Annotated in this window: 23 protein-coding genes; 13 read left to right on the top strand and 10 right to left on the bottom strand. The window is 72.2% G+C overall.

Annotated features, from left to right (window positions below; all coding sequences use genetic code 11):
• Positions 1 to 88: 88 nt before the first annotated feature.
• A complete protein-coding gene (locus ABZ721_RS30820) occupies positions 89 to 535 on the bottom strand; it encodes a hypothetical protein (protein ID WP_358792046.1) in 447 nt (148 codons plus the stop codon).
• 281 nt (positions 536 to 816) lie between these two features.
• Between ABZ721_RS30820 and ABZ721_RS30815 the strand changes: the two genes are divergently transcribed.
• The 7 genes from ABZ721_RS30815 to ABZ721_RS30785 all read left to right on the top strand — a co-directional run bounded on the left by ABZ721_RS30815 (position 817) and on the right by ABZ721_RS30785 (position 5834).
• Positions 817 to 1188 (top strand): ATP-binding protein, encoded by a 372-nt coding sequence (locus tag ABZ721_RS30815; protein ID WP_358792045.1) that lies wholly within the window; start codon positions 817 to 819, stop codon positions 1186 to 1188.
• 215 nt (positions 1189 to 1403) lie between these two features.
• Positions 1404 to 1727, top strand: coding sequence for an STAS domain-containing protein (locus tag ABZ721_RS30810; protein WP_358792044.1), 324 nt, complete (start codon positions 1404 to 1406; stop codon positions 1725 to 1727).
• Positions 1728 to 2094: 367 nt separating this feature from the next.
• Entirely contained in the window at positions 2095 to 3795 is a 1701-nt protein-coding gene (locus tag ABZ721_RS30805; RefSeq protein ID WP_358792043.1) for a SpoIIE family protein phosphatase, read from the top strand.
• A gap of 40 nt (positions 3796 to 3835) precedes the next feature.
• Positions 3836 to 4939, top strand: coding sequence for a cobalamin-dependent protein (locus ABZ721_RS30800; RefSeq protein ID WP_358792042.1), 1104 nt, complete (start codon positions 3836 to 3838; stop codon positions 4937 to 4939).
• Positions 4936 to 5319, top strand: a complete 384-nt coding sequence (locus ABZ721_RS30795) for an STAS domain-containing protein (protein WP_358792041.1) — start codon at positions 4936 to 4938, stop codon at positions 5317 to 5319. The genes ABZ721_RS30800 and ABZ721_RS30795 overlap by 4 nt, the downstream gene beginning before the upstream one ends.
• Positions 5320 to 5376: 57 nt before the next feature.
• A complete protein-coding gene (locus ABZ721_RS30790; protein WP_358792040.1) occupies positions 5377 to 5604 on the top strand; it encodes an e9imm peptide in 228 nt (75 codons plus the stop codon).
• A gap of 17 nt (positions 5605 to 5621) precedes the next feature.
• The gene (locus ABZ721_RS30785; RefSeq protein ID WP_358792039.1) at positions 5622 to 5834 is read left to right on the top strand and encodes a hypothetical protein; all 213 of its coding nucleotides are present in this window, start codon (positions 5622 to 5624) and stop codon (positions 5832 to 5834) included.
• Between the two features lie 151 nt (positions 5835 to 5985).
• On the opposite strand, the gene ABZ721_RS30780 is transcribed toward ABZ721_RS30785, so the two are convergent.
• Complete coding sequence (locus ABZ721_RS30780) at positions 5986 to 6405, bottom strand: MmcQ/YjbR family DNA-binding protein (protein ID WP_358792038.1); 420 nt, start codon at positions 6403 to 6405, stop codon at positions 5986 to 5988.
• A gap of 1181 nt (positions 6406 to 7586) precedes the next feature.
• Here ABZ721_RS30780 and ABZ721_RS30775 point away from each other — a divergent pair.
• Positions 7587 to 8978: a protein kinase gene (locus ABZ721_RS30775; protein WP_358792037.1), complete on the top strand. Its 1392-nt coding sequence runs from the start codon at positions 7587 to 7589 to the stop codon at positions 8976 to 8978.
• Positions 8979 to 9015: 37 nt separating this feature from the next.
• Here ABZ721_RS30775 and ABZ721_RS30770 read toward each other — a convergent pair whose 3' ends face one another.
• The 4 genes from ABZ721_RS30770 to ABZ721_RS30755 all read right to left on the bottom strand — a co-directional run bounded on the left by ABZ721_RS30770 (position 9016) and on the right by ABZ721_RS30755 (position 14590).
• The gene (locus tag ABZ721_RS30770) at positions 9016 to 10047 is read right to left on the bottom strand and encodes an oligopeptide/dipeptide ABC transporter ATP-binding protein (protein WP_358792036.1); all 1032 of its coding nucleotides are present in this window, start codon (positions 10045 to 10047) and stop codon (positions 9016 to 9018) included.
• Positions 10044 to 11996 carry a dipeptide/oligopeptide/nickel ABC transporter permease/ATP-binding protein gene (locus ABZ721_RS30765; protein ID WP_358792035.1) on the bottom strand — a complete coding sequence of 651 codons (1953 nt, stop codon included), beginning with the start codon at positions 11994 to 11996 and terminating at the stop codon, positions 10044 to 10046. The genes ABZ721_RS30770 and ABZ721_RS30765 overlap by 4 nt, the downstream gene beginning before the upstream one ends.
• Entirely contained in the window at positions 11993 to 12928 is a 936-nt protein-coding gene (locus ABZ721_RS30760) for an ABC transporter permease (RefSeq protein WP_358792034.1), read from the bottom strand. The genes ABZ721_RS30765 and ABZ721_RS30760 overlap by 4 nt, the downstream gene beginning before the upstream one ends.
• Positions 12929 to 13000: 72 nt before the next feature.
• Positions 13001 to 14590 (bottom strand): ABC transporter substrate-binding protein, encoded by a 1590-nt coding sequence (locus ABZ721_RS30755; RefSeq protein ID WP_358792033.1) that lies wholly within the window; start codon positions 14588 to 14590, stop codon positions 13001 to 13003.
• Between the two features lie 319 nt (positions 14591 to 14909).
• Between ABZ721_RS30755 and ABZ721_RS30750 the strand changes: the two genes are divergently transcribed.
• On the top strand, positions 14910 to 16385 hold the full coding sequence (locus ABZ721_RS30750) for a carboxylesterase family protein (protein WP_358792032.1): 1476 nt from the start codon (positions 14910 to 14912) through the stop codon (positions 16383 to 16385).
• A 99-nt stretch (positions 16386 to 16484) separates the two neighbouring features.
• Here ABZ721_RS30750 and ABZ721_RS30745 read toward each other — a convergent pair whose 3' ends face one another.
• Complete coding sequence (locus ABZ721_RS30745) at positions 16485 to 17477, bottom strand: LacI family DNA-binding transcriptional regulator (protein WP_358792031.1); 993 nt, start codon at positions 17475 to 17477, stop codon at positions 16485 to 16487.
• Positions 17478 to 17605: 128 nt separating this feature from the next.
• On the opposite strand from ABZ721_RS30745, the gene ABZ721_RS30740 reads away from it, so the two are divergent.
• Positions 17606 to 18607, top strand: a complete 1002-nt coding sequence (locus ABZ721_RS30740; protein WP_358792030.1) for an alpha/beta hydrolase — start codon at positions 17606 to 17608, stop codon at positions 18605 to 18607.
• A gap of 13 nt (positions 18608 to 18620) precedes the next feature.
• A complete protein-coding gene (locus tag ABZ721_RS30735) occupies positions 18621 to 19571 on the top strand; it encodes an alpha/beta hydrolase (RefSeq protein ID WP_358792029.1) in 951 nt (316 codons plus the stop codon).
• A 117-nt stretch (positions 19572 to 19688) separates the two neighbouring features.
• On the opposite strand, the gene ABZ721_RS30730 is transcribed toward ABZ721_RS30735, so the two are convergent.
• Positions 19689 to 23174, bottom strand: coding sequence for a M28 family peptidase (locus ABZ721_RS30730; protein ID WP_358792062.1), 3486 nt, complete (start codon positions 23172 to 23174; stop codon positions 19689 to 19691).
• Positions 23175 to 23336: 162 nt separating this feature from the next.
• On the opposite strand from ABZ721_RS30730, the gene ABZ721_RS30725 reads away from it, so the two are divergent.
• Together ABZ721_RS30725 and ABZ721_RS30720 are read left to right on the top strand one after the other, a co-directional pair.
• The gene (locus tag ABZ721_RS30725; protein ID WP_358792028.1) at positions 23337 to 24308 is read left to right on the top strand and encodes a LysR family transcriptional regulator; all 972 of its coding nucleotides are present in this window, start codon (positions 23337 to 23339) and stop codon (positions 24306 to 24308) included.
• Between the two features lie 123 nt (positions 24309 to 24431).
• Positions 24432 to 24830 (top strand): hypothetical protein, encoded by a 399-nt coding sequence (locus ABZ721_RS30720; RefSeq protein WP_358792027.1) that lies wholly within the window; start codon positions 24432 to 24434, stop codon positions 24828 to 24830.
• Positions 24831 to 25443: 613 nt separating this feature from the next.
• Here the strand turns inward: ABZ721_RS30720 and ABZ721_RS30715 are convergent.
• Both ABZ721_RS30715 and ABZ721_RS30710 read right to left on the bottom strand, forming a co-directional pair.
• A complete protein-coding gene (locus tag ABZ721_RS30715; protein WP_358792026.1) occupies positions 25444 to 25866 on the bottom strand; it encodes a hypothetical protein in 423 nt (140 codons plus the stop codon).
• A 262-nt stretch (positions 25867 to 26128) separates the two neighbouring features.
• Positions 26129 to 26491 (bottom strand): hypothetical protein, encoded by a 363-nt coding sequence (locus ABZ721_RS30710; RefSeq protein WP_358792025.1) that lies wholly within the window; start codon positions 26489 to 26491, stop codon positions 26129 to 26131.
• Positions 26492 to 26705: the final 214 nt, after the last annotated feature.

The raw sequence follows: 26705 nt of genomic DNA, 5'->3' as shown, positions 1-26705 counted from the left end.
GTCGAGGCCCGCGGCGGCGGCGCCACCACCTCGCTCCGCGCACAGCCGGACCGCTCGACGGCAGCCCGCGCCCACCGACGCCGCGGCGTCAGGGGCCGCAGGAGGCCTCAGCGGTCGCGCGGAGCGCGTGGGCCAAGCGCGGGTGGGTGGTGAAGGACTCGGTGGTGCCGGTCATGCCGGCGGCCCTGAGGAAGGCCGCAGGCAGGGGCACGAGCAAGCTGATGCCGGGATGGTGGCGGGCGGCCAGGAGTTGGGCGAGGACGTCGATGTGCAGGTGGGTGACGGCGGAGAGGTCGACCACCAGGGGGCGACCGCTGCTGCGCGCGTCGTTGATGTGCAGGCTGACGAAACCCTCGGTCCGCCAGTCCAGCACCCCCCGCAGGATCAGGACGTGTGCCGCGCCCTGGTCGAAGGAGCTGACGCAGGCGTTCTGGAAGCGTTCGACGGCGGCGTCGGTGTAGGGCGCGTGGTCGTGCGGGCAGCGGGCGGCGGAGGTGGCCGCCGGGCGGGTGCCGGGCAGGGCGGGGGGATCCATGGGGACGCCTTTCCTGCGGGCTGCGCATCAGGCGAGCCGGTCGTCGGCGGGCCACCCTCAGCCTACGCGCAGGTTCGGCAGGCAGTACGGGCCTATGGGCGGGGGCCGCGTCCGGGAGGGGCCGCCAGGGGTGCCGGCTGCGCACGGCCCGGCCGGCGGGCGGCGCTACGCTGGGCGGGACGCCGGAGCAGTGACCGGGGACGACGAGGCGGCTTTCGGGAGGTGCGGTGCAGCGGGTGCAGGAGCCGTCCGGTCCGTCCGCGCGCTCCGGCAGGTGGCCGTTGACAGGCCTGCAGGGCACCATGGGCCTGGCCCGGGAGCATGCCCGCGGCTTCCTGGCCGCCGGCGCCGACCGTCCCGCGGTCCCCGTGGTGCAGAAGGTGCTGATTGTGATCGCGGAACTGGTCTCCAACGCGGTGCGGCACGCCCCCGGCCCGTACGTCCTGCAGCTCGCCCAGCACGGCGGCCGCTTGCTGGTCTCGGTCAGCGACGGGGGCGCCAGCAGCCCGGTCCCGCGCCCGCCGGACCTGGCGGCGGACGGGGGAGGATTCGGCTGGCACCTGGTCCAGCGGCTGTCCGAACGGGTCGAGGTGCAGGTCCACGGCACCGGCGGCAAGACCGTGACTGCCACCTTGCTCCTGCTTGCTGAGTGAGCCGCGAGCGCCTGCGCGTCGCCGGACGCCGGCTGCCCGCCCGCCGACTGGCCCGGCCCGGCCGTCAGCAGGCGTGGAAGGATATGCCGCATGAACGTATGGACGACGGGCACCGGCGCGCGGAAGGCGTGCCGTCCGCCGCTCCGTAGGTATGACGCAGCCATCGTGACCCCGGCGGGTGCGGCAGGAGGATTCGGAGGACGACGATGGTGCCGTTGACGCTGCAGTCACTTGCCACCGCTGACGGCCCGCTGATCAAGGCGGGCGGCGCACTGGACTACGAGACCGCGCAGGACTTCCACGACCTGCTGAGCACGGTCACGCTGCTCCCGGGCCAGCATCTGGCGCTGGATCTCGAAGGTGTCGAGTTCTTCGACTCCAGTGGGGTCCGTGCGCTGCTCGCCGCCCGCACCCTGGCCATCGGCGCCGAGGCCGACCTGACGCTGATAGCCATCCCTGAGCACGTCGTCCAGGTCCTGGACGCCCTGGGCCTGCACGAGTCGTTCGGCGCTGGGAGCCCGCCGCCCCTGACGAGTTGACCACCGTCCGCTGCTGGTGCTGCCGCGCACCGCCCGCGCCCGCCGGGACACGGAGCCGGCCTCCGGACCGCTTCGCGCCGTGGAGCGGGGCGGGCCGCCAACGCCCCGTGCGCAGCACCGCTTCGCACGCGGATCCGGCGGCGCACCGGCCTCCCACCAGGAAGGCCGAAGAGGGGGTGTGCGCCGCGCAGGCGGGGGTAGGCGCGCTGGGTGATAGCGTCGATCGTCTTTCCGGCGACCCGGTAACGGGCTTGCCCTTTCCGTCTCCGATGCGAGACGGTTGCCATACGGCAACACTTGTTGTCGGCCGTCGAGACAGAGAAATGAGTTGGCCTGGCACCCGGGGTGACCGGGCCCGTGACCCTCTATGACGTCTACTCCCACCGCCCCCGAGCCCTCAGCGCCCCGATCGACCACCACCTACCAGGCGCCACGCCCGGCCATCGGCGCGCCACTGCTGCGTGCGCTGGTCGACGCGGCGGCCCCAGTGCTCGTGGTGGCCGGTAGTCCGGTGCAGGTGCGCCTGCACAACAAGGCCGCGGAGGCGCTGTTCCCGTCCCTGGGCGCGAGCGACGCCTTCACCGCGGACACGGTCGCGCCGTGGTTGGTGCAGGCGCAGGAGCAGGGCGTGGACGCACTGGACGGGTCCGTGGGCGGCCGGGTGTTCCGGGCCACCGCGCAACCGCTGCCGGGGCAGTGCACGGGGTGGTTGCTGACGGACGTCACCGAGGAGCACGCCGCCCTGCAGCGGCTGAGTGACGAACGGGCCCGCACCCGGTTCCTGGTCCAGGCGTCGGCACGCCTGCTGGCCTCACTGAACCAGCGGCGCTGCCTGCGGGTGACGACCGAACTGGCCGCGGAACAGCTCGCGGATGCCGCCGTGCTGGTCACCCCCACCCGGGGGCGCCGCGTGGCGGTGACCCGGATGGTGCGCGACGGGCGCCTCGAGGAACTGACACTGAGCGTGAACGTGGACGAGGTGCCCGGGCTCAGCGACGCGCTCGCCGGCTTCCCACCCGTGCCGTCGCGCTGGGTGGACCCCGCCCTTGCCCCGACCTGGCTGGCCCCCGAGGCTTTCGGCGAGCTCGGCTCCCTGATCGTCACACCGCTGCCCGGTAACGGCGTGCCGGCCGGGGCGCTGATCTTGCTGCGGCGCGCGGGAGATCCGGGCTTCGACGAGGAGGAGGAACTCTTCGCTCGGATTTTCGCCGCCCGCGCCGGCGCGGCGATCTCCGCCGCCATGCTGTACGCGGAGCGCACCGAGACCACCACGATCCTGCAGCGCGCCCTGATCCCGCCGCCCATCGACCGCCTCGAAGGCATCGACCTGGCCAGCTCCTACCGCCCGGCCCGCGCGACGGACCTGATCGGCGGCGACTTCTACGACGTCCACCCGCCGCTGCCCACCCCCGGGCAGGACAGCGGGCCGGGCGAAACGCTGCTGATGCTCGGTGACGTGTGCGGCAAGGGCCCCGCCGCCGCGATCCTGACCGGCAAGATCCGCAACACCATGGCCGCGCTGCGCCGCCTGGAGCCCCGCCACCGGCAACTGCTCGAGCTGCTGAACGCGACCTTGCTGGACGAGCAGGACGCCCGTTTCGTGACCCTGGTCCTGGCCGGCGTCACCCCGGTGGCGGGCGGCCGGCTGCAGGTGCGGCTGACCTCCGCCGGCCACCCCGCCCCGATGATCGTTCGCGCGGACGGGTCCGTCGAGCAGGCCGCCACCCGCGGCTCGTTGATCGGCGCCCTGCCCGAGATCACCTCCACCACCTGGACCACGGTCCTGGACCCGGGGGAAACGTGTCTGCTGTTCTCCGACGGCGTCACTGAGGCCCGCGGCGGCCCCAGCGGCAAGGAGATGTTCGGGGACCACCGGCTCAAGGAGGCCTTGCGCGAGTGCGCCGGCATGCCGGTGGAAGCCATCGTTGAACGGGTTGAACTGGCCACCGCACAGTGGCTCGGAGGCGGCGAACACGACGACATCGCGCTGCTCGCCCTGGGTGCGCCGCGCCGCGGATCCCATCTGACGATGGTGAACGGCCACGGACGGGGCAGGTACACCGGATGACGCACCGCAACGGTCGGTACCCCAGCCGAAGGCAGGACCGGTGACCACACAGACCCCAACCGTCGACACCCGGACCGCAGCCGACTGGTGCCAGGACTTTTTCACTGCGCTCGCCGACATGGACGAGTACCGGGCCACCGAGCTCGTGCAGCGCGCGGCGGACAGCGGCCTGACCCCGCAGCAGATACTCCTGCAGGTCATCGCCCCCGCCCAAGCGCTGGTCGGCGAGGAGTGGGCCGCCGGACGCTTCACCGTGGCCCGCGAGCACGCCGCCACCGCCATCAGCGACCGCGCCATCGCCGCGCTGTCCCGCCACCGCCCCGCCGCCGTCCGCGGCACGCGCGGCCGGGTGACGGTGGCCTGCGTGGACGGCGAATGGCACGCCCTGCCCGCCCGGCTGGTCGCCGAGACCCTGCAACTGCGCGGCTGGCACGTCGACTTCCTCGGTGCTCACGTCCCCACCGCACACCTGATCGCGCACCTGCACGCCACCGGCCCTGACGCCGTCGCCCTGTCCTGCTCGCTGGCCACCCGGCTGCCCGCGGCCCACGCCACCATCACCGCCTGCCAGGCCGCCGGCGTCCCGGTTCTGGTCGGCGGCGCGGCCTTCGGGACCGACGGCTCCTACGCGCACCTGCTGGGCGCCGACGCCTGGGCCCCGGACGCCGACAGCGCCGCCGCCCGCCTGGAGGAGCCCGCCCCCCTGCAGCTGACCTACGCCGACGACGGCGACCTGTTCGGGGCACTGCCCCACCTGGCCGACCAGGAATACACCTTGCTCAGCCGCAGTCGGCGCCAGCTCACCGAGCAGACCATGACCGGCCTGCGGGACACGGTGCCCGCGATGAGCGCCTACACCGAGCAGCAGCGCGAGCACACCCGCGAGGACGTCGGCCACATCGTCGACTTCCTCATCGCCGCCGTGTACGTCGACCGGGCGCAAGTCCTGTGCGACTTCCTGACCTGGACCTCCGCCATCCTGGAGGCCCGCAACGTTCCAGCCCGCTCGCTCCTGGCCGCCTTGGACATCATCGCCGCCGAGCTGCGGGACTTCCCCCGCACGCTGGCCATCGTCGATGCCGGCCGATCCGCGGTGACCACCAGCAGACCGGCGTACAGCCGCCCGACCGAGGACTGCGTATGAACACCACCGAGCCGCTGACGATCACGGTCCAGCAGAGCACCCCGGGGCGTGTCGTACTCGCTCTCAGCGGGCCGTGCGACTTCGAGACCGTCGAGGACCTGCGCCAAGCCGCCGACGAGGCGCTGGCCGCAACGCCCTCACCGCACTGCCTGACGCTGGACTTCACCGACGTCGACGACTGGGACTCCTCGGGCCTGTCCTCGCTGATCTACGCCAAGCGCCTCACCGACACCGACGGCGTCCGCCTGCACGTCACCGGCCTGGACACGCACCAGCAGGAGATCCTGCACCTCACCGGCCTCGACCTCTACCTCGCCGACGCGCTCACCCACTCCTGCCAGGACCACACCGCCGACCCCACCGCGGTCACGGCCACCTAGGAGCTGCTGCCCGTACGGTCCGGTGGGTTGCCAGCGGGCTTCCACGCTGAGAGGGGGATGGCGCGGGTGCTGCTAACACGAGAGGCGGCCGTCCTCCTGGTCCAGCAGGTCATGCAGGCCGAGGGCGGCGACGAGGAATCGTCGAGGGTCCTGGACCGGCTCGACCGGGCCCTCGGTTGTCCGAGCGGCTACGTCTCCGGACTGATCTTCTGGCCCGAGCGGCCCGAGCCGACAGCCGCCGACGTGGTGGAACAGGCCCTGGCCTACCGGCCTGTGGCGCTGTGAGACGCCGGCGGGCGTCGATGGCGCTCCCGCAGTACCGGGCGCCATCCGCCCGGTCGGCGGTCTCCGGTGCCCGACCCGGGGCGGCCACGGGTCCGGGGCCGGGGACGTGTGCGGAGCTGCTCAGCGCGGTCGACGCCTACGAGCGGCAGATGTTCGCCTACGGCGCCGAGGCCGTGCGCAGCAGTCTCGAGAAGCTGCCTGCCTTCGCCCCCGCGGCGAAGCTGTCCTGAGGGCGCACTGCGACCCCCTGCGAGCGACCGGATCCGCCCACTCGTGGACCCAGCAGCGCGCACCGCAGCCTGTTCCTCGGACGCGTCGCGGTCTGCGGCCACTGAATCTCCCGCAGCACCGCGGGGGCGGGCGACGAAGCCCGACCGCCGGTCAGCTGGTCGGCGGCAAGAGGGCGACTCGAGCGGCGAGGAACTTCGGAGCCATCTCGCGGTAGCTGTCGGTGATCAATTCGGCCAGCTCGGTCCAGTCGGTGTGGTCACCGAGGACGGCGGCGACGACGTTGTGGCCCCAGTCGGCACGGAAGAACGGGAACCCTCCGGCGGTCAGGCCGAGCAGGTCGTAGACAGGTACCCGGAACGTCATCACGACCGGCTCCTGCTCGGCGGACACATATGAGGCGTAGACCGGATGGCGATCCACGTCGGGCAGGTAGACATGGGCGAACGTCCGCCGGCGGATCCGCCACCGCACGCCGATCCAGGCCGGTTCCTCGTACGCCTCTGGCATCTGCCGACAGATCGACCGCAACCCGTTCAGGATCTCCGGCGGTACCTCTTCAGGACGGAACATGGGCCGACCCTAGCGACCGCCACTGACAGCGCCCGGGACGGCGCCGCGCCGGGGAAGCCCGCACCGCAGCGCGGAGCCACCCGTGTCTGCCGGGTGTCGGGCCCCGCCCAGGTGGACAGGGGCCGAAGGTCGCCGGCCCCGGCGCGGCAGGCAGTTCCGGAACACCGCCACCGACAAGCCCACACCGGCTACCCCGGCCTGGGCCCCGCCGAGTTGGCCGGTGCCGTACTGGAGTGCTCGCCCCACCTGCAGCCGCCCCCGTCGACGTCGCTGGGCGCTCAACACAGGGCGGGAGGACCGCGCGCACGCCGTTGTCTCCCTGCCGCGTTCCCGCTCCGATCGAGGAACATCGGATGCCGGGTGCAGCGGTACACCGCTACACCGGCTCTCATGGACGGTCTTCCACTGCTCCGAATGGGGCAACGCTCTGAGGGCGGACTTGACGGCGCGGCCCGCCGTTTCGAGTGTTCCAGCCCTCGACCTAGAGCCCAAAAGGGCACGTCAAGCCCCACCAACGGTTCCCCAGGGCTACTTCGCGATCGAGACCGAGCCGTGGGGGGACCGTTCGTCCGGCAGGAGGATCAGGACGACCCCATGCCGTCCCGGCCCGCGGGGCCCCCAGGGCCGTGTCCGGCGCCTTCGTCATCTCGGACGGTGCTCGCAACACGGTCGTTCTGCACCCTGCCGATGCGTCCGTGCCGCAGTCGCTGCCCGGATGGGAGAACGGTGCCGGATGCTGTGGGCCGGACGGAATGCAAGGACCGAACCGCGCCAGTCCCTGCGGAGCTCGAACGGGCACGCTCACCGCGGAGTGCTTCGGGCCCTTCGAACTTCACCTCGACGCGGTCCGGACCTGCGCATACACCCAGGAGGACGGGTAGCGCCGACGCCGCACCCTCGAATCGTGTGACGCCGCTCGGGCGCCGGCGGCAAGCGCCACAGCACCACGCCCGGTCACCCGTCGATGCCCTCGGCCGGTGGGGGAGTGGGCCACAAACCTGTGCGAGGACAGGGCGCCAGCCCCTGCGGCTGACGACCCGGGGCGGCACCCTGTGCCGCGCTCCGGTTGTCAACGGTGAGCGCAGCGACCGCCGGTGCCGCAGGCATCGGGTCCCGCGGCGTCGGCACCACTGATCGAAAGGGCCGTCGCCCCGGGCGACATCCCGTTAGGGTGACGTCCCGTGGACGCAGTGAGCGGGGCACTCATCGGGAGCCGGTACCAGCTTGTCGAGCTGATCGGCCAAGGCGGTATGGGCCGGGTGTGGCGGGGGTGGGACCAGGCGCTCGAGCGGGACGTGGCGGTCAAGGAGGTGCTGCTCCCGCCGGGATTGCCCAGCGGTGAACGCGAGCACCTCCTGCACCGTGTGGCGCGCGAGGCGCGCGCGGCCGCGCGGCTGAACCATCCGGGGATCATCACCGTCCACGACGTGGTCGAGCACGAGGGCGCGCCCGTGATCGTGATGGAACTCGTCACCGGGACGTCGCTGGGAGCACTGATCGCCCAGGGCGGCGCGCTGCCGGTCCAGCGGGTCGCCGAGATCGGGGCGGCACTGGTGAAGGCGCTCCACCTGGCGCACCAGGCCGGCATCGTCCACCGCGACCTCAAGCCGGACAATGTCCTGCTGATGGGCGACCGGGTGATCATCACCGATTTCGGGATCGCGCACCTGGCCGACGCGACCACGGCCCTGACCCGTACCGGTACGGTCATCGGCACCCCGTCCTTCATGGCCCCCGAGCAACTGGAAGGTCACCCGCCGACGCCGGCCGGTGACCTGTGGTCGCTGGGCGCGACGCTCTACAGCGCGGTCGAGGGCGCACCGGCGTTCCACGGGGACACCTTCAGCTCGCTCGTCATCGCCGTCGTCACCAAGGAACCGCGCCCGGCGGTCCGTGCCGGTGCGCTCGCGCCTCTGCTGGCCGCGCTGCTGACGAAGGACCCGGCCCGGCGGCCGGCCGCCGAGCGGACATTGTCCGCGCTGGAGGAGCTGGCCCGCACCGGAACGGCCGTGCCGACCCCGACCGCCCGGGTGACGCCGGCGCCCGCCGGGGCGTGGCTGCCGCCGCAGCCGTCGCACGCCCCGTCCGTCGGCGGCCGGGCGCCGGGGCCGTACTTCTCGCCTGCGGGTGGGGGTTTCCCCGTCCAGCCGACCGCCCCCGCGTCCCCGGTCGGGGCCCCGGCGGCCGTCAGCCCCCTCGGGGCGGTGGTGCTGCGCTTCATCGGCTGCATGGCACTGCTGTGGATCATCGGCTCCTCCCTTCCGTGGAACTATCTCGACACGGTGCCCTCGCGGCTGCTGCCCACGGTTCTGGCCATCACCGGCGTGTTCTCACTGATCAACGCGGTGCCCCGGCCCCGCTGGCATCCGGCGGTGGGCTGGGCGGTGTTCGTCGTGTTCGATCTGGGCCTGTACGCCGTCGTCAAGCACGTGGTCGTGCCCGCGATGTTCGGCGGCGCGACCGAGACCGGCCTGAGCGACGTGCCCCGCGAGATGGTGATCAACCTGGTGCTCTACGGCACGGGTGCCTGGCTGTTGTGGTGGAAGGTCCCGGGCAGCCGCGCCGCCCGCTGAGCGGGTCGACGGGCCGCGGCCGGTGCGCGACCGCCCGTCAGCTGGGTTCGTCCCGCCGCACGCAGGCCACCAAGTGCTCCCTGTCCGCGGCGGACGGAGCCAGGGCGGGAACGGCCGTCAGACAGGCCGGTTGGACGAGCGGGCAGCGCGGTGCGTACGGGCAGCCCGCCGCCCCGGCGGGGCCGACGCCCGGCGGTGGCGGTGTCAGTGTCGGTGCGGCCCGCTGGAGGCGGCGGGCGCGCTGGGCAGCCGGGTCGGGCAGCGGCGCCGCGTTCACCAGCGCCCGGGTGTACGGGTGCTGGGGGTGCTGGTAGATCCGCGCGGCGGGTCCCGACTCCACGACGCGCCCGCGGTACAGGACCACCACGTCGTCGCAGATGTGCCGGACGACCGCCAGGTCGTGGGAGATGAACAGGTAGGCCAGGCCCAGCTCCGCCTGGAGGTCGGCCAGCAGGTTGAGGACCTGGGCCTGGACGGACAGGTCCAGAGCGCTGACCGGCTCGTCGCAGACGACGAGGGCGGGTTCCATCGTCAGGGCGCGGGCGATGGCGATGCGCTGGCGCTGGCCGCCGGAGAACTGGGCGGGGTAGCGCTGGGCCGTGCCGGGCGGCAGGCCCACCCGGGACAGCACGTCCTCCACCCGGTCCCGGGCCCGCTCGGCATCCCATCTGCGGTGCAGGCGCAGCGGCTCGGCGAGGGTCGCACCGATGGTGCGGGTGGGGTTGAGGGAGCCGTAGGGGTCCTGGAAGACCACTTGCAGGTCGGGGGCGAGCGCCCGGAGCTGCGCGCCGCCCAGGTGGGTGATGTCCCGCCCGCGGAAGGTCACGGAGCCCTCACGGGGGGCGACGAGACCGAGGATCGCGGCACCGAGAGTGCTCTTGCCGGAGCCTGACTCCCCGACCACGCCCAGGGTGCGGCCCGCGGCCAGCTGGAGGTCGACGGTGTCGACCGCGCGCAACGGCGGCCGGCGCCTGCCCTGGGGATAGGTCACGGTCAGTGCGCTGACGTGCAGGAGCGGCGGGTCGACGGCGGCCTGGGGACGGTGCGGGGCGGGGAGGGCGCGTGTCATGGGCTGACCTTGTCCACTAGAGCGGCTTCGTCGTGCCGCAGGCATCGGCTGCTCCGGCCGTCGGGCAGGATCTCGAGGGGCACCGGGCCGGTGCGGCAGGGGTCCTGCACCAAGTGGCAGCGGTCCTGGAAGTGGCAGCCGGCGGGCCAGGTGCCGGGCGGCGGTACGGTGCCGGCGATGGTCTCGAGGCGGTCGCCGCGGCCCCTGAGGGCGGGGTTGGCGGCGAGCAGGCCCGCGGTGTAGGGGTGCGCGGGGCGCTCGAAGAGGTCGTCGACCCGGGCGTGTTCGACGATCTCGCCCGCGTACATGACGACCGCGTCGTCGCAGACGTCGGCCAGCACGCCCCAGTCGTGGGTGACCAGGATCAGGGCCATGCCCTCGCAGTCCCGCAGAGCGAGCAGCAGATCGAGGATCTCCGCCTGCACGGTGACGTCGAGGGCGGTGGTGGGTTCGTCGGCGATCAGCAGACGCGGGCTGCCCGCCAGGGCCAGCGCGATGCCGACGCGTTGGGCCATGCCGCCGGAGACCTGGTGCGGGTAGCGGCCGGCCACGGCGGCGGGCTCCGGGAGCCGGACCTGCTCCAGCAGGTCGACGGCGCGGGCCCGGGCCTGCCGCCGCGAACACCGGGCGTGCAGCCGGATGACCTCGGCGAGCTGGGCGCCGATGGTGAAGGCGGGGTCCAGACTGCCGACGGGGTCCTGGGCGATCAGTCCGATGCCCGCTCCGCGGACGGCCCGCAGCTCCGCCTCGCTGGAGCGGGCCAGGTCCTTGCCGGCGAAGTGGACCTGCCCGGCGACGATGTGCCCGCCGCCGCGCAGGAGTCCGAGCACGGCCATGGCGGTGACGGTCTTGCCGCACCCGGACTCGCCCACCAGGCCGATGACCTGGCCGGGGCGGACGTCCAGGTCGACGCCGCGCACGACGGTGACGCGGTGGCCGCCCGCGGGGAAGGCGACGGTCAGCCCGCGCACCGACAGCAGCGCGTCCCGGTCCGGGGCGCGACCGGCAGCGGCCGGGGCGGCAGGCGCCGGCTCCCCGCGGCCCCGGCGGCCGGTGGGGCGGCTGCCGGGCACGCCGCCCCACGCGTCGGCGAAGGCGTCACGCATACTGTCGCCCAGCACCCCCAGGGCGAGCACCAGCAGCGCGATGAGTACGCCCGAGGGCACCAGCAGCCACGCCTGACGGTCGATCACCCCGGCGGCCTCGCTGACCATGTTCCCCCAGGACGCTGCGGGGGGCTGGATGCCGAAGCCGAGGTAGCCCAGGCCGGTCTCGGCGAGCACCACCGAGGAGGCGAACAGGGAGCTTTGGATGATGACCGGCCCCACCAGGCGCGGCAGGATGTGCTGGCGCACCAGCTGGAGTTCGGTCAGCCCGGTCGAGCGCGCGGCCCGGACGTAGAGCACGTCGCGCAGCACCAGGGTGCCGGCCCGCAGGACGCGGATCAGGCCGGGGGATCCCAGCAGCCCGAGCGTGATCATGGCCGCGGACTCGTTGTCCGCGAAGACCGACAGGACGACCAGCAGCAGGACGATGACCGGGACCGACTGGAGGACCTCGACGACGCGCATCACACAGGTGTCGTAGGCGCCCTGGACGTAGCCGCAGCTCACGCCCACGGGGATGCCGACCGCGAGCAGCACCGCCAGGGCCTCGGCCACGCCGGTGAGGGTGCTGCGGCCGCCGTACAGCAGGCGGCTGAGCACGTCCCGTCCGAGGGTGTCGGTGCCCAGCGGGTGCGCCGGGTGCGGCGGCGCCAGGATGTGCTGCAGGTCCTGCGCCAGTGGATCGTACGGCGCCACCAGCGGTGCCAGCGCGACCGCGGTGAGCACCGCGGTCAGGAAGGCCACGGCGATCAGGGCCGCCGGGCGGCGCAGCAGACGGCGGGTGACGGAGGGGGTGGCCGGCGGTGCGGGCCGGGCGGCGGGCGGTGAGGGTGCGCGGGTCATCGGCTGCTCCGGGGATCGAGCCAGCCGTAGAGCAGTTCGACCAGCAGGTTGACGAGGACCACGACGACGGTGAAGCACAGCGCCACGCCCTGGATGAGGGGGAGGTCGTGCGCCTGGGTGGCCAGGACGGCGGTGCTGCCCAGGCCGGGCACCACGTACACCGTCTCGGCCAGCACGGTGCCGCTGAGCAGGCCCACCAGCAGCAGTCCCAGAACGGTCACCACGGGGATGGCGGCGTTCTTCAGCGCGTGCCGCAGCACGACGGTGCGCTGCGGCAGCCCGTGCGCCCGCAGCAGGACGATGTAGTCGCGGCGCAGCTCGGCGAGCATGGCGTCGCGGGTCTGTTTCGCGATCGTCGCGCAGCCGCCGATGCCGAGGGTCAGGACCGGCAGGGCCAGGGAGCGGGCCCACTGCCAGGGGGAGTCGGCGAAGGGGACGTAGCCGCTGGCTGGCAGCAGCGGCAGCGCCACCGCGAAGGCGGCGACCAGGACCAGGCCGAGCCAGAACGCGGGCAGGGCCATGCCCACCATGGACACCAGGTCCAGTGCGCGGCCCACGGCCCCGCCGCGCACGGCGCTCAGCACGCCCAGGCCGACGCCCAGCAGGGCGGAGACGACCAGGGCCCCGAGGATCAGGCTGAGGGAGGGGCCCAGGCGCTGTTGCAAGGTCAGAAGGACCGGCTGTCCGGTCGACAGGGCGGTGCCGAGGTCGCCGTGGACGGCGTGCACGAGCCAGTGCCCGTACTGCACGGCCAGCGGGTCGTTCAGGCCGAGTTGAGCCCGCAGCTGCTGGTACTGCTCGGGGGTGGCGTCACGGCCCAGGATGGTGCGCGCGGCGTCGCCGGGGGTGAGCGAGACCAGGACGAAGGTCAGCGCGGAGACGGTGAAGGTCAGGACGGCCGAGGTGAGGAGCCATCGGAGGATGCGGCGCATGGGGCCTCCTTCCGGTGCGGTCGGTGGCGTCTGCCGCGCGCCGGCCGGGCGTGAGGGGGATGGGTGGGAGCGTCAGCGGACCGGGTACCAGTCCGCGAGGTTGGCCATGGGGCTGTTCGGCGACACCTTCACCCCGCCCACGGTGGGTCGGGCGTAGTAGAAGACGGGACTGGCCGCCACGGGCGCGAACCAGGCGTTGTCGACCAGCCAGGCCTGCACGGCCTGGGCGGCGGCGGGCCGCTGCGCCTGCGCGGCGACGGCGAGTTTGCCGAACAGGGCGGTCAGCTGCGGGGACGCGCTCTTGCGCGGGTTGAACACCGGGGCGGTGGGCAGGAACAGCCCCAGCCCCTCCAGATACGTCGGCTGGTAGCCGTAGCCCACCGCGGCGGAGGCGGTCTTTCCGCCGGCGAGTTCGCTCACGTAGGCGTTCGGGTTGGTCAGCGTGCGCAGCTTCACACGGATGCCGACCTTGCCGAGCTGATCGCTCAGCGCCTGGGCCATGGTCCCAATCCCGGCGAAGGGCGAGGAGAGCATCGGCAGGGTGAACCCGTCGGGGTACCCGGCCTCGGCGAGCAACTGGCGGGCCTTGGCGGGATCGTAGGGGTAGGCGGTGGCGTTGGCGCGGACGTAGCCCTCACCGCCGGGGACGGTGAACTGGGTGGTCGGCACGCCGTACTCGCCCAGCAGGGCCTTGCTGATGGCGCCGCGGTCGATCGCGTAGTTGACCGCGCGCCGCACCCGCACGTCCCCGAGGGGCTTGAGCAGGCTGCCGTCCCGGTCGAGGAGGGCGATGCCCTGGATGACGAAGGGGGTCTGCACGATCTGCAGGCCGGCGGTCTTCGCCGACGAGCTGATCGAGAAGTCGGTGGCCGCCGCGTCCACCTGCCCGGTCTTGAGCGCGTTGAGCGCGGTGTTGGGGTTGGCGATGACCCGCAGGACGATGCGCTTGTAGTGCACCTGGGCCTTGTTCCAGTACCGCGGGTTGGCCACGAACGCGTAGTGGTCGCCGGCGACGGTGGCCGCGGGGTCGAGCGCGTAGGGGCCCGCCCCCGATGTCGTCGTGGCGAGGGCGGCGGGCGCGGTGAGCGCCGTGGGGCTGATGACGTCCCCGATGACGTAGTCCTGCGTCATGATGTCGGGCGCGACCGGGTTGGGCAGGGCGAAGGTGAGGCGTACGGTGCGGTCGCCGGGCGCGGTGATGACGGCACCCGCCAGCAGGGCGGCCGCCGTGCCGCCCGCCCTTTGGATGTACTGGAAGTGCTGGACGACGCCCTGCGCGGTCAGCGCGGTTCCGTCGGCGAACGTGACGTGGTCGCGCAGGGTCAGCTCGAAGGTCTTGTTGCCCGTGCCCACGTACGCCCAGGACGTCGCGAGGCCGGGCTGGAGCGAGCCGTCGGACGCGCGACGGATCAGCGGCTCGTAGGCGGGGCTGACGAAACCGGCGAACGCCTGATCGACCTTGGCGGGATCCAAGGTGGCCGGGGCCGCCTGGTAGGCCATGGTCAGCAGGTTGCCCACCCCCGCGGGCGTGGCGTGCGCGGTGCCCGGCGCGGCGGTGCCGCCGGCGCTGCAGGCGCTGGTGACAAGGGCCGCGGTCAGGCCCGCGGCGAGGCTCTTGGGGAGGATCCAGCGGTGACGGGGGCGTCGGGTCGGCAGGGGCATGCGCATCTCCGGAATCCTGCGGGAGGCGAGAAGGTCTCCCGAAGGAAACAGTCCCGACACAGGGACGTCAAGAGGTTTGTGTAAAGCACTTCGATACGCGGTGGGTCGACGCGCCGAACGCGCAGTAGTGAATCACGACTAGTTGAACTGGCGGGAGGCGTCACTCAATGGGCGCCCTGCCCGCCACGAGACCGTGATGCGGCACGTCTCTGGGTACTCCGCGTGGTTGGTTCGGATGCGGCCACCCCTTGACAGGTCCGCCGTGCAATCTCCTAAGTTAATCTTCATTAGCTATCATGTTCGGCGAGAGGACCTACCCATGGATGTCGAGACACAGCTGGCAACGGGACGGATCCGAGGACGGCTGACCGACGGGGGCGCGGTCTTCCGGGCCATCCCCTATGCCGCCCCGCCCCGCGGCCCGCTGCGCTTCGCCGCGCCCCAGCCCCCGTCCGCGTGGCAGGGCGTGCGGGACGCCACCACCCCCGGTCCCGGCTGCCCCCAGCCGAGCATCCCCGGCAACCCCCTGGGCCACCACTTCGGCCCCGCCACCACGGGCGAGGACTGCCTGACCCTGGACGTGTGGACCCCGGACCCGAGCCGCTCCCTGCGCGGACTGCCGGTCATGGTGTGGATCCACGGCGGCGGCTACGCGACCGGCGCCGGATCCGCCCCGGCCCACGAGGGGTCCGCCTTCGCCCGCGACGGAGTCGTCTACGTGGCGATCAACTACCGCCTGAACGTCGACGGATTCCTCCCGCTCCCTGACCGCCCCGCCAACCTGGGGCTGCGCGACCAGGTGGCCGCCTTGGAGTGGGTGCGCGACAACATCGCCGCGTTCGGCGGAGACAGCGACAATGTCACCATCTTCGGCCAGTCCGCCGGCGCCGTCAGCGTCCTGAGCCTGCTGGCGATGCCCTCCGCGCGGGGCCTGTTCCGTCGGGCCGTCTCCCAGAGCGGCTGCTCGATGACGGCGGTGTCCCGCACCCAGGCCCAGGAGGCGGCCGCCCGCCTGGCGGAGATCCTGGGTGTGCCCGCCACCGCGGAGGGGTTCGCCGGCGCGGACCCCGAGGCCACCCAGCACGCGGTGCTGCAGTTCCTGCTGGAGTTCAACGAGGTGGACCGCTGGGGCCCGCAGTCCTTCCTGCTCAGCCCCTTCCGGACGGTGATCGACGAGGAGACGCTGCCGCAGGACGTACTGACCGCCCTGGCCGCGGGCGCCTCCGCGGACGTCGAGGTGCTGGCCGGGACCACCCGTGACGAGGCGGTGGGCTTCATGGCGCTCCGCGCGCACCTCGGGATCCTCAACGAGCACTTCGCCGGCCGGGCCCTGGAGGCCTTCGGACTCACCGCCCAGGACCTGGCCGTCTACCAGGGGTCACGCCCCGCGGCGGAGCTGCCCGAACTGGTCCAGGCGGCCTGGACCGACTGGGCCTTCCGCATTCCCACGCTGCGCGTCCTGGAGGCCCACCAAGGCGCCCACCACGCGTACGAGTTCGCCTGGCAGAGCCCCGCCCTGCCGCCGGGCAGCGGCTCCGACCACACCTTGGATCTGCCCTTCGTCCACGACAACCTGGCCGCCTTCCCCGCCATGGTCGGCCTGCTGGGCGACAAACCGCCCCAGCACCTGGCCACCGCCATGCACGACGCGTGGGTCGCCTTCGCGCACGGGCGCGGACCGGGCTGGGACCCCTACACCCCCGACCGCCGGACCACGATGCACTTCGACACCGCCAGCGGCCCGGTCGACGATCCGGCCCGCGCGGAGCGGCTGCTGTGGGAAGGATCCCGGTGACGGTGACGGCCGCGTCGGCCGCCCGCCCCGCACGGGGGCCGCAGGCCTACCGCGCAAGCGCCCCGCGCCACGGCGCCCTGCCGGGGGAGCGGTCCGCGCTCAGGTGGTCTCCCGGACGACCAGCTGCGGGGCGAGCAGCGTGCGCACCGGGGTCTGCCGCGGATGCTGGATCAAGGAGAGCAGCAGTTCGGCGGCGCGGTGCCCGGAGTCGGCGAACGGCTGCCGGACGGTGGTGAGGCCGAGTACCTCCGCGAGGGGCCCGTCGTCGAAGCCGGCGACCGCCACCTCCTCGGGCGTGCGCGTCCCGGCGGCGCGCAGCCCCGCGAGGAAGCCCGCCGCCAGCAGGTCATGGTGGGCGATGACCGCGCTCGGCCGGTCGGCGCGGCCGGCGAAGGCGGCGGCGCCCGCCCGCGCCGCGGCCACGTCGTTGCCCGCCAGCGCGACGTCGTCGATCGCGGGCTCGGCCCCCGCGGTCTCGCCCAGCGCGCGGGCCACGCCGTTGAGCCGCAGCTGGCCGGCCGAGGTCAGCACCGGCGAATGGTAGGGCTCGTGCAGGTAGGCCAGGCGCCGGTGGCCCCGGTCGAGCAGGTGCCGGGCCAGCAGATAGCCGGCCTGCTCGTCGTCGAAGGTGACGCTGGTGAACGCGGCGCTGACCGAGTCGACCAGCACGGTCGGCGGCCCCCACCGGTGCAGGCGGTCGGCGCCCTCGTCGCCGAGCGGAATGCCCATCAACAGCAGACCGTCGACATCGCCGCGTACCGGCAGCGTCTCCAGCAGGGGAGAGGCGGGCTCGGTGGCCGGCGGCGCGTCGTGGACCACGACCTCGATGTGGTGCGGAGCCAACCCGTCGAGGATGCCCACCAGCCGCGTCCGATACGACTCGTAGCTGCTGAACGGCGCCATCACCGCGATTCGGCCGCTGCTGCGGCGGGCCCGCTCCGAGGCCACGGCGCCGGACCGGTAGCCCAGTTCCCCCGCGACCTGGATGACCCGCTCGCGGGTCTGGGGGTTGACCCGGGCCGGGTGGTTCAGCGCCAGCGAGACCGTGGAAATGCTCACCCCGGCGGCCTCGGCCACCTGATAGATCGTCACGCCCATGCCTCCCACGCGAGCATCGTAGCCGATCAGACCCCCTGCCCCCCGGGGACGTGATCGCCCCGCCCGACCCGCCCGATGCGGCGGCCCGACGTGCCGGGCCGCCGCCTTGTGACAGGAGTTCGATGGACCATCTCCCCCCGCTCGCCCGCGCCGCGGGCTGCGAGCCCGCGGTCGTGGACTGGCTCGTGGACCTGGCGGAGATCGCCCAGGCGCTGCCCGGCCTGCAGTCGGCCGACCCGGCCCGGCGCCGCCACGCCGCCCAGGAGCTCTCGGACGCCCTCGCCCGCTGGTTCACGCTGCCCGGCCCCGCGCACTGCCAGGTCACCGCCCACCGCGTGCCGACCCGCACCGGCGCCGTCACAGTCCTGCACTACCGCCCACCGGGCGACGCGGACCGCACCCCCCTCGCCCACCTGTCCCTGCACGGCGGCGGCTTCGTCCTGGGCAGCGTCCACGAGGTGGTCAACGACCGCCTGCTGCGCCACCGGTGCGTCGCCAGCGGCGCCGACCTGTTCGCCGTGGAGTACCGGCTCGCCCCCGAGCACCCCTTCCCGGCCGGACTCGAGGACTGCCTGGACGCGCTGACCTGGCTCGTCGCGACGGCCCCGGACTTCGGGATCGCCCCCGACCGCATCGGCGTCGGCGGCATCTCCGCGGGCGGCAACCTCGCCGGCCTCGTCGCGGCCCACGCCCGCGACCGCGGCCTGCACCTGGACCACCAGGTGCTCGAGGTCCCCGGGGTCAGCCTGCACATCACCCAGGACGCGTCGTACCAGCAGTTCAGCGCGCTGTCCGACTTCGGCGACCTCACCGCGGTCCGCGCGCAGTACCTGGGCCCCGCCCCCACCACCGCCTGGACCGCCCCCGCGGAGATCCCCGACCTCACCGGGCTGCCCCCCGCGCTGGTCCTCACCGCCGAACTCGACCCCCTGCGCGACTCCGGGGAGCGCTACGCCGCCCGCCTGGCCGCAGCCGGCGTCCCCGTCGCGACCTGGCGCGCCCCCGGCCACCTGCACGGCTCCACCTCCATCACCCGGACCTCCGCCCGCGCGCGGGCCTGGCAGGACCGCGTCAGCGACTTCCTGCGCGGCCGGGTCGCCCGCCCCACGCCCACCACCTCCTGATCGGAAACCCGCCATGCCCCTCGACGCCCACCTCCGCACGGCCCTCACCGCCCTGGGCATCCCCGCCCCGCCGGTCGCGGACGACCCGCGAGAACAGCGCGAGCGCGCCCTCGCCTACGAGCAGGCGGTCTTCCCGCACCTGGGCCGCACCGGCCCCCGACTGCCGACCCGCGACCACCTCGTGCCGGTGCCCGGCCACCCGGACGTCCTCGTGCGCCTGTACTACCCGCGCGAGCCGACCGCGGACCTGCACCTGCCGGTCTGCCTGCACTTCTTCGGCGGCGGCTGGCGCCAGGGCGGCATCCACCACCCCAGCGTCGACGCCCACTGCGCGACACGGGCGGCCACCGCGAACATCGTCGTCGCAGCGATCTCCTACGCGCTCGCCCCCGAACACCCCTACCCGGCCGCGCTCGAACAGGGCTGGGCCGCGCTGGAGTGGCTCGTGCGCGAGGCCGGCGCGCTGGGCGTCGACCCCGCCCGAGTCGCGCTGTCAGGGCAGTCCGCCGGCGGCAACCTCGTGGCCGCGCTGACCCACGTCAACCGCGACCGGGCCCGGCACCCCCTGGCGCTGCAGCTCCTCGAAGTGCCCGGACTGGACCTCACGCTCGCCCACCTGGACCGCGACGCGCTGGAGCTGACCGCCGCGCAGTGGGCGGACCTGCACCGCATGATCGCCGACTACGTCCCCCGGCCCGAGGACCGGCGCAGCCCCTACGCCTCCCCGCTGCTCGCCGACGACCTGCACGACCTGCCCCCCGCCTACATCCTCACCGCCGAATACGACCCCTTCCGCGGCGACGGCGAAGCCTATGCCGCCGCCCTCGCCGCCGCCGGCGTTCCCGTCGCCGCGCTGCGCCTGGTGGGTCTGCCCCACGACGGCGGCCTGTACGAGCGGGTCTCCCTGACCGCCCGCACCGCGCAGGCCGCTGTCGCCGCGGCGCTGCGCACCCTCCACGACTGAGCGCCGCTGCCGGCAACGGCTACGCCCGCGCCGCACACGGCCGAGGGGCGTCTGTCCCGGCCGCACGGCCGGGACAGACGCCCCTCAGGGCATGCTCACCACAAGCTCAGGCGGGCGTCAGCTCACCTGGAGGGTGACGTCGTCCACGACGAAGGAGGTCTGCAGGGACTGGTCCTCCACGCCGTTGAACTGCAGGACGACGGTCTGGCCGGCGAAGCCCGACACGTCGTAGGTCTTCTGCGTGTAGCCGGAGTTGGCGTCCAGGTTGGACAAGGTCTCCAGCGTCTGGCCGCCGATCGAGACGGTGAAGTTGTCGTAGGCGACAGCCTCGGTCTCGTCGGTGTCGATGTGCAGGAAGAACGACAGCTGGTTGCTGGTGCACCCGGCCGGGATGGTCAGCGACTGGGAGGCGCTGTCCGTGCGGGGGGTGCCGTAGCCGTTCAGCCAGGCCTTGTAGGTGCCGCCGTGCGGCGCCTGTCCGGCCTGGTTGGTGATGACGTTCGTGGTGGTGGTCCACGGGGTGGTGCCGTTCTCGAAGCCACCGTTGACGACGAGCTGGCGCGGGGTGCAGGTGCTGGTGCCGCCCACCGTCAGGGTGTAGGTGGTGCTGTGGGTGGCGGTGCCGACCCCGGTGACCGTCAAGGTGGAGGTGCCCGGCTGGGCGCTGGCGCCGACCTGCACGGAGAGCGTCGCGCTGCTGCCGGACTGCACGGAGGACGGGCTGACGGTCGCGGTCACGCCGGCGGGCGCGCCGGAGACCGACAGGTTGACCGTCTGCGCGGCACCGCTGACGGTGGTGGTGTTGACCGTGGCGCTGGTGCTGCCGCCCGGGTTGGCACTGCCGGAGGACGGGTTGACGCCGATGGAGAAGTCCTGGTCCGGGGTGGTGCTCCCGACGGCCGTCTTCCAGATGGCGTACGCGACGCCGTCGGCGCTGCGGTCCAGGACCGTGCCGCTGACGTTGCTCGTGGTGTCGCAGGAGCTGTGGTAGCACGCGTCGTAGGCGGCGTTGGCGGTGCCGCCCCACTTGGCCGCCTGCGCGGAGGTCTTGCGGGCGCTGGCGCCGGCCGCGTAGCCGGAGGTGGGGATGCCGGCCGCCTGGAAGGACGCGTCGTCACTGCGGCCCTGGCCCTCGACGTTCTCCTCGGGGGCGAGGTTCAGCGAGGCCCAGTACGCCTTGAGCGGCGCGGCGGTCGTGGAGTTGACGTTGTTGATGAAGTAGCCGCCGTTGGGCGAGCCGACCATGTCGAAGTTGTAGTAGCCCTTGATGGCGGCACGCTGTGTGCTGCTCAGCTGGTTGACGTAGAACTTCGAGCCGTTCAGGCCCTGCTCCTCGTCGGTCCACCAGCCGAAGCGCACGTGCTTGGTCATGGTGGGGTTCTGCTGCGCGAGGACGAGCGCGTTCTCCAGCAGGGTCGCCGAGCCGGATCCGTTGTCGTTGATGCCGGGGCCGGCCGAGACGCTGTCGAGGTGCGCGCCGAACATCACGGTCTGGTCGGCGGGGCCGCCGGGCCAGTCGGCGATCAGGTTGTTCGACGGGTAGGTGCAGCTGGAGCAGGCCTGCTCGGAGACGGTGTACCCGGCGGCCTGCAGCTTGCCCTTCACGTAGGCGAGCGACTGGGTGTACCCGCCGCTGCCGGCGCGGCGGTTGCCGCCGTTCTGGGAGGCGATGGTGTTGAGCTGTGTCAGGTGCGCCTGGATGTTGGCGACGTTGATGTTCGGCGGGTCGGTGCCGGGCGTGGTGCCGCCGACGTTGAGCGTGTAGTCGACGGTGTGGGACAGGGTGGTGCCCTGGCCCTTGACGACCACGGTGGCCGCGCCGGGCGTCGCGTTGGCGGTGGCCGACAGCGTCAGCACCGAGGACTGGCCGGACTGCACGGTGGCCGGGTTGAAGGAGGCCGAGACGCCGGACGGCAGGCCGCTGGCGGTGAGGGTGACCGACTGGGCCGTGCCGGTGGTGGTCGTGGTGCCGACCGTGGTGGTGGTCGAGCCGCCCTGCTGGACGGTGCCCGACGCCGGGCTCAGCGTCATCGAGAAGTCGTTGTTCTGACCGCTCGGGGTGCAGGTCGGGTCACCGGCCTGGGCGGGCACGCTGATGCCGTCCCAGGCGGCCTTGGTCTTGCTGAACAGGTTGCAGGTCGCGAGGTCGAGCGACTTGGCCGCGCTCAGCGTCGCCGTGCGGTACTTCTTGTAGGACATGCTGCTGGTCTTGAGCAGCATGCCGCCGTAGAAGATCTTGCCGGCGGTCTGGACGCCCACGCCGGTCAGCGTGGTGGAGTTGCAGGTGCTGCTGTTCGGCTTGCCGCCGCCGGGATTGGTGCCCTCGGCGAGCAGGTAGAACCAGTGGTTGATGGGCCCCGCGGCCGCGTGGACCTCGGTGCCCGGTATCGCGGAGCTGTAGCAGGCCGGGTCGTTGTTGACGGCCGGCGGGTTGTACATGTTGCGGATCGGGCCGCGGCCCTGGAGGTTGATGACCTCGCCGACCGTGTAGTCCGGGGTGTCGTAGGGGGACGGCTCGTTGGCGAACGCCTCGGTCAGCGCGCCGAAGATGTCGCCGGTGCCCTCGCCGAGCCCGGCCTCCTGGCCGCTGGTGCCGCCGGGGGTGGTGGAGTCGATGGCGTGCCCGTACTCGTGGGCCACCACGTCGATGCCGGAGATCCACTCGTTGGCGCTGTTGTGGCCGATGGTGACCGAGCTGCCGTCCCAGTAGGCGTTGAGCTCGTTCAGGCCGACCTTGGCGGGGAAGCTGCGTCCGCTGCCGTTGACGCCGTTGCGGCCGAGCCACTGGCTGAGCATGTCCCACTGCTTCTGCGCGGCGAACATCAGGTCCGCGCAGCCGGTTTCCTTGCTGGTGGGATTGCCCGTACCCCAGCTGTCCGAGGACTTCGAGAAGACCGTGCCGGTGCTGTAGTCCGCGCAGCTCAGGCCGGTCCTGCTCGGGTCACGCAGCGAGTAGGTGCCGCCCGAGTTGGTGGTGTCGATGGTGACGGGGGCCGGGCCGTTCCACTTGCTGTTGGCGGTGCCGGCCTCCACCTCGTCGTGGGTGTCGAGGACCTTGCCGGTCCGGGCGTCCACGAAGACGTGCAGCTTGCTGGGCGCGGACTTCGTCCGGCCCGACAGGACGGTCTCCCAGGCCAGGGCCTGCTGGCCGTCCTTGAGCTTGACCACGAGCCGGTTGCTGAGCACCTTGTCGACCGTGGCGAGCTTCGCCCGCGAGGCGGCCTCGGCCGTCTTCGCCGTGACGGACGCGGTGGTCGACACGTGGATCGGGACGGACGACGCGGACTGCAGGGCGCGCACGTCGCCGCTGCCGTCCGCGAGCACGACCGCGTCACCGCCGACGACCGGCAGGCCGCGGTAGCTGCGGTCGTAGGAGATGGAGTACAGATCCTTCACCCAGGGGGTGACCAGGCGTCTTTCGTACTGCTCCTGCGGGGAGTTGACCAGGGTGTCGAGACCGCTCGTGACGGCCCGGTCGGCGGCAGCGACCGCGCGCGAGAGAGGGGTGGCCTTCTGCGCCGGTGAGGGCTTGGCTTGCTGCGCCGCCGATGCCGTGCCGGCGAGGGCACCGGCAAGGCTGGCGGTCAGCGCGAGCGCTGCCACCGCCGCGGTCAGTCTTGTGGGGTGCAACGTCCACTCCGTTCGTGGGGGGAGACTGGTTCGTCGCCGCCGAGTATGGGTGTGGACATGGCAATTGCGGGTCATCCCTTCGGGCATAAGACGTGGGTTATGGTGCGGCGGCGGCGCACTGCGTACGCTGCTCGGATGCAGCTGGAATTGAGACACCTGCAAGCTGTCTGCCGGATTGCGGAAGCGGGAAGTCTGGGTCGTGCGGCGCGCCTGCTGGGGGTGTCCCAGCCTGCACTTTCCGCCCAGTTGCGCCGGGTCGAGCGGGTCACCGGCGGAGAGCTGTTCGTGCGCAGCCGGCACGGGGTCGAACCCACCCCGCTGGGCCAGTTCGTCCTCGCCCGGGCGCGCCGGGTGCTCAGCGAGATGGACGCGCTGGGCACGGAGGCCCGGGCCATCTCCACCGGCGCTCCACTGCGGCTGGGCTGCATTCTGCTGGTGCTGCTCGATGGCCTGCTCGAACAGACGGACCGGTTCCTGCCCGGCCAGGAGATCACCGTGGACCTGGAGGACTCGGTGACCGCGCTGGCCCGGATGCTCGGCGCCGGGCAGTACGACGCCATCGCCTACGGCGAGGTGAACGACCACGAGGTCCCGCTCCCCGAGGGCGTCCTGGCCCGGACCCTGATCCCGAAGGAGCCCTTCTGTATCCGGATGTCGGTCAAGCATCCGCTCGCCGACCAGGAACAGATCGCGTTGGCCGACCTGTCCGACGAGTTGTGGATGACCCTGGTGGAGGACGACGACGGCGGCCCCGAGGCCCTGATCGGAGCCTGCGCCAAGGCCGGGTTCGTCCCCTCGCTGCGCTACCGCATCGGCGACCGCCAGATGCACTACAGCCTGATCGCCGCAGGCCGCGCGGTCGCCCTCAGCCAGCCGACCGCACCCGCGACCGCGGGCACGGTGATGCGGCCGCTCATCGGCACCCCGATCACCGGCCGCATCCGCCTGGCCTGGAACCGCTCCGCGGTCCCGGCCGAGCAGGCCGACCGGCTCTACCACGCGGCAGCCCACGCCTACCTGGCCAACGTCGACAACAACCCGTTCCACCGCGCCTGGTGGGACGCTCATCCGGAGGTCCATCCGGAGGTCCATCCGGCGCTCGACTAGCCAACCCTCCGGCCAGGCCGCTTCGCCGGGTGTGGGGGAGGGCGGACGAGCTGCGAGGACGCCTGATGGCGGAGGCCCGCCCCCTAGGATCGTGAACACAGGCGCGATGGTCGAAGGGCGACGATGGAACGGCCGCAGATACGGCTCGGCGGCGATGGGGCGTGGGTGGAACTGACGCGAACCGGTGAGGACAGCTGGCAAATTGCCGCGGACTGGTTCTCTCACCTCACCGCTGACTTCGAGGCGGATCTCAGCGCAGAGGAGGTCGTGGACTTCGCTTCGCGGATGCTCTCGGGCCTGTGCGCGCCGTCGGGTGCGTCCTTCTCGGCGGCGCTCACTCCCGGCCGGAACAATCCGCTGCGGTTGACCGCGGTGCCGGCCGGGGACGGCTTCGCCTTCTTCGCGCGCCTGACTCCCAACGGTGACGACACCACGTGTCAGTTGCAGATGGAGATCGATCCGATCGCCACGGGGGACCTGCGGGAGCGGTTCAGCGAGTTGCACTCGGCACTGGCGCTCTGACCGTCCGGACCGAAGGGCCAGGCCGCTGGCGCAAGCGGCCGGCCCCCACCAGGAGCACCGCCGTGATCGAGTTCGTCGGGGGGCCGCCCGAGGACCGCGTCCTCACGGCGCCGCAGTAGCCGCAGCGGCGGTGGCATTCGTTCAGCTGATCTTCAGCATCATGGACTGCCGGCGCCGCAACAGCCCGTCCCTGGACGCACGGGACGTCACCAAGGGCCCTGAATCCCTGCCCGACGCTACCTGAGCCCACACCGTGCGAGAAGCCCCGCCGAACATCGGCGAGGCTTCTCGCACTAGCGGAAAACACACCGGCCAGATACCCGCCAGGTGCCCAGAGACCTATGGGTTGGACCTCAACGTCTTCCGGGAATCCTGGAACCCGGCCTTTTCAGGAGGTGCCCGGCGTGATCGTCGCAATGGGCTTCACCAACGTGTCCATCAACTTCCTGCCGGTTGCCGCGTTGATCACGGCGACCTCTATTGTCTGCCCGTATAGGTCGGTGGTCTCGGTATCGCAGATCACGGCCACGTCCGGCTGCAGGAGCTCCGGGGCCTCGCGGGTGATCCGGCCTCGACGGGTAGGACGGCGATCGACGGTGATCCGCAGCGGGGCCTACGGATAGACCAGGTTCCCGTATGTCTCGTGGTATCCGCTCGGACCCTGGCCGTTGGTGGAGTTCACCAGCACCCGCCACCAGCGGATCGCGCTGGCCTGATGCCACGTGAGGTTCGAGAAGAGCGTCAGCTGGCCGCACTTGCCGATGGTGTGCTGCGCCCCACTCTGCTGCTTGCCGTCCACACCCTCGACAATGATCTTGATCGCCGCCAGGTTCTGTCCCTTGCCGCAGGTCAGCTTCACGGACATCGCGCCCTTGAGGGTGTAGGCGTCGGTGGAGGTGAACGTCCCGCTTCCACAGGCGTACGAGTTGCACGCGTCGCTCCGGCCGGTGGATACGGCGGTGGCCGCGTTCGCACCGGTGATCATGAACGCGAACGCCGCCAGAGCGGCCGTGATCACTATCAGTAGGCGTTTCATGGGTCTCCTTGCTGCGTTGCCGATGAGGATGCCAGGCGCAGGCGGCGACCCCGTGAACCCGGATGGGTCCGGACCGCCGACCGCCCGGCGCGATCCCACAGTTGGCTCGTGTGACCGCCTCGATCCTTGCCGGACCTCCGCCGGAATTCTTGAACATTTGCGCAATGCAACGTTCGCCAACGACTGCCATGCATGGATCAGGAACAGGTTCTGGCCTTGTTCCTTAAGGCCCAGTTGCTCCGGATCGTGCTCACCAGCCCACTTACGTCTCATTGAGCGCAGCGGCAGCTGCGTCAACGAAGGGCGTGATCAGCCGGATGTAGGCGCGCAACGATTCTTGGAACTTGCGGCGGTTTTCCGAGCTGGCGTTCGCAGCCATGGCCGCTAGAGCAGTGGTGAGCGTGCCCGACATGATCAACAAGTTCGATGCTGCGACTTGGACCGTGGAGGGGCCTTCCAGCTCGACCAGTGTCACCGCACGACGCAACCGCTGATGCCGGTCACGATGGGCGGTCAAGACGGCTTCGGACTCGGTGGTCGCGAGACCGTCGACTACCCGGAGCCCGTCCGCGACGACCTGGGCCTCGCACCTGTCAGGCTGGCGACGAAGCGAGTTGTCAGGCATGCTCAGGAGTCTCCCCAAGAAGACCCCAAGACCGCCACCGCTTCCTGATCAATGCCCGACGTTGTACCCACAGGGATCGAAATGCGCCTCGAACGTGATCACCTGCATAGGGATTTCTGGGACAGGAACACAGCCTTCGTCTGATCATGTGCTCCGATCAAGGTGCACCGATCGAGACGAAGGCCGTGAAGGTGGGTCTGCTGCCCGAGGCCGT

Origin of the sequence: Streptomyces sp. NPDC006733 (genome assembly GCF_040636125.1) — a bacterium.
GTDB lineage: Bacteria > Actinomycetota > Actinomycetes > Streptomycetales > Streptomycetaceae > Actinacidiphila.
The sequence above is the reverse complement of the archived record's forward strand: the minus strand, read 5'-3'. Positions and strand labels throughout refer to the sequence as shown.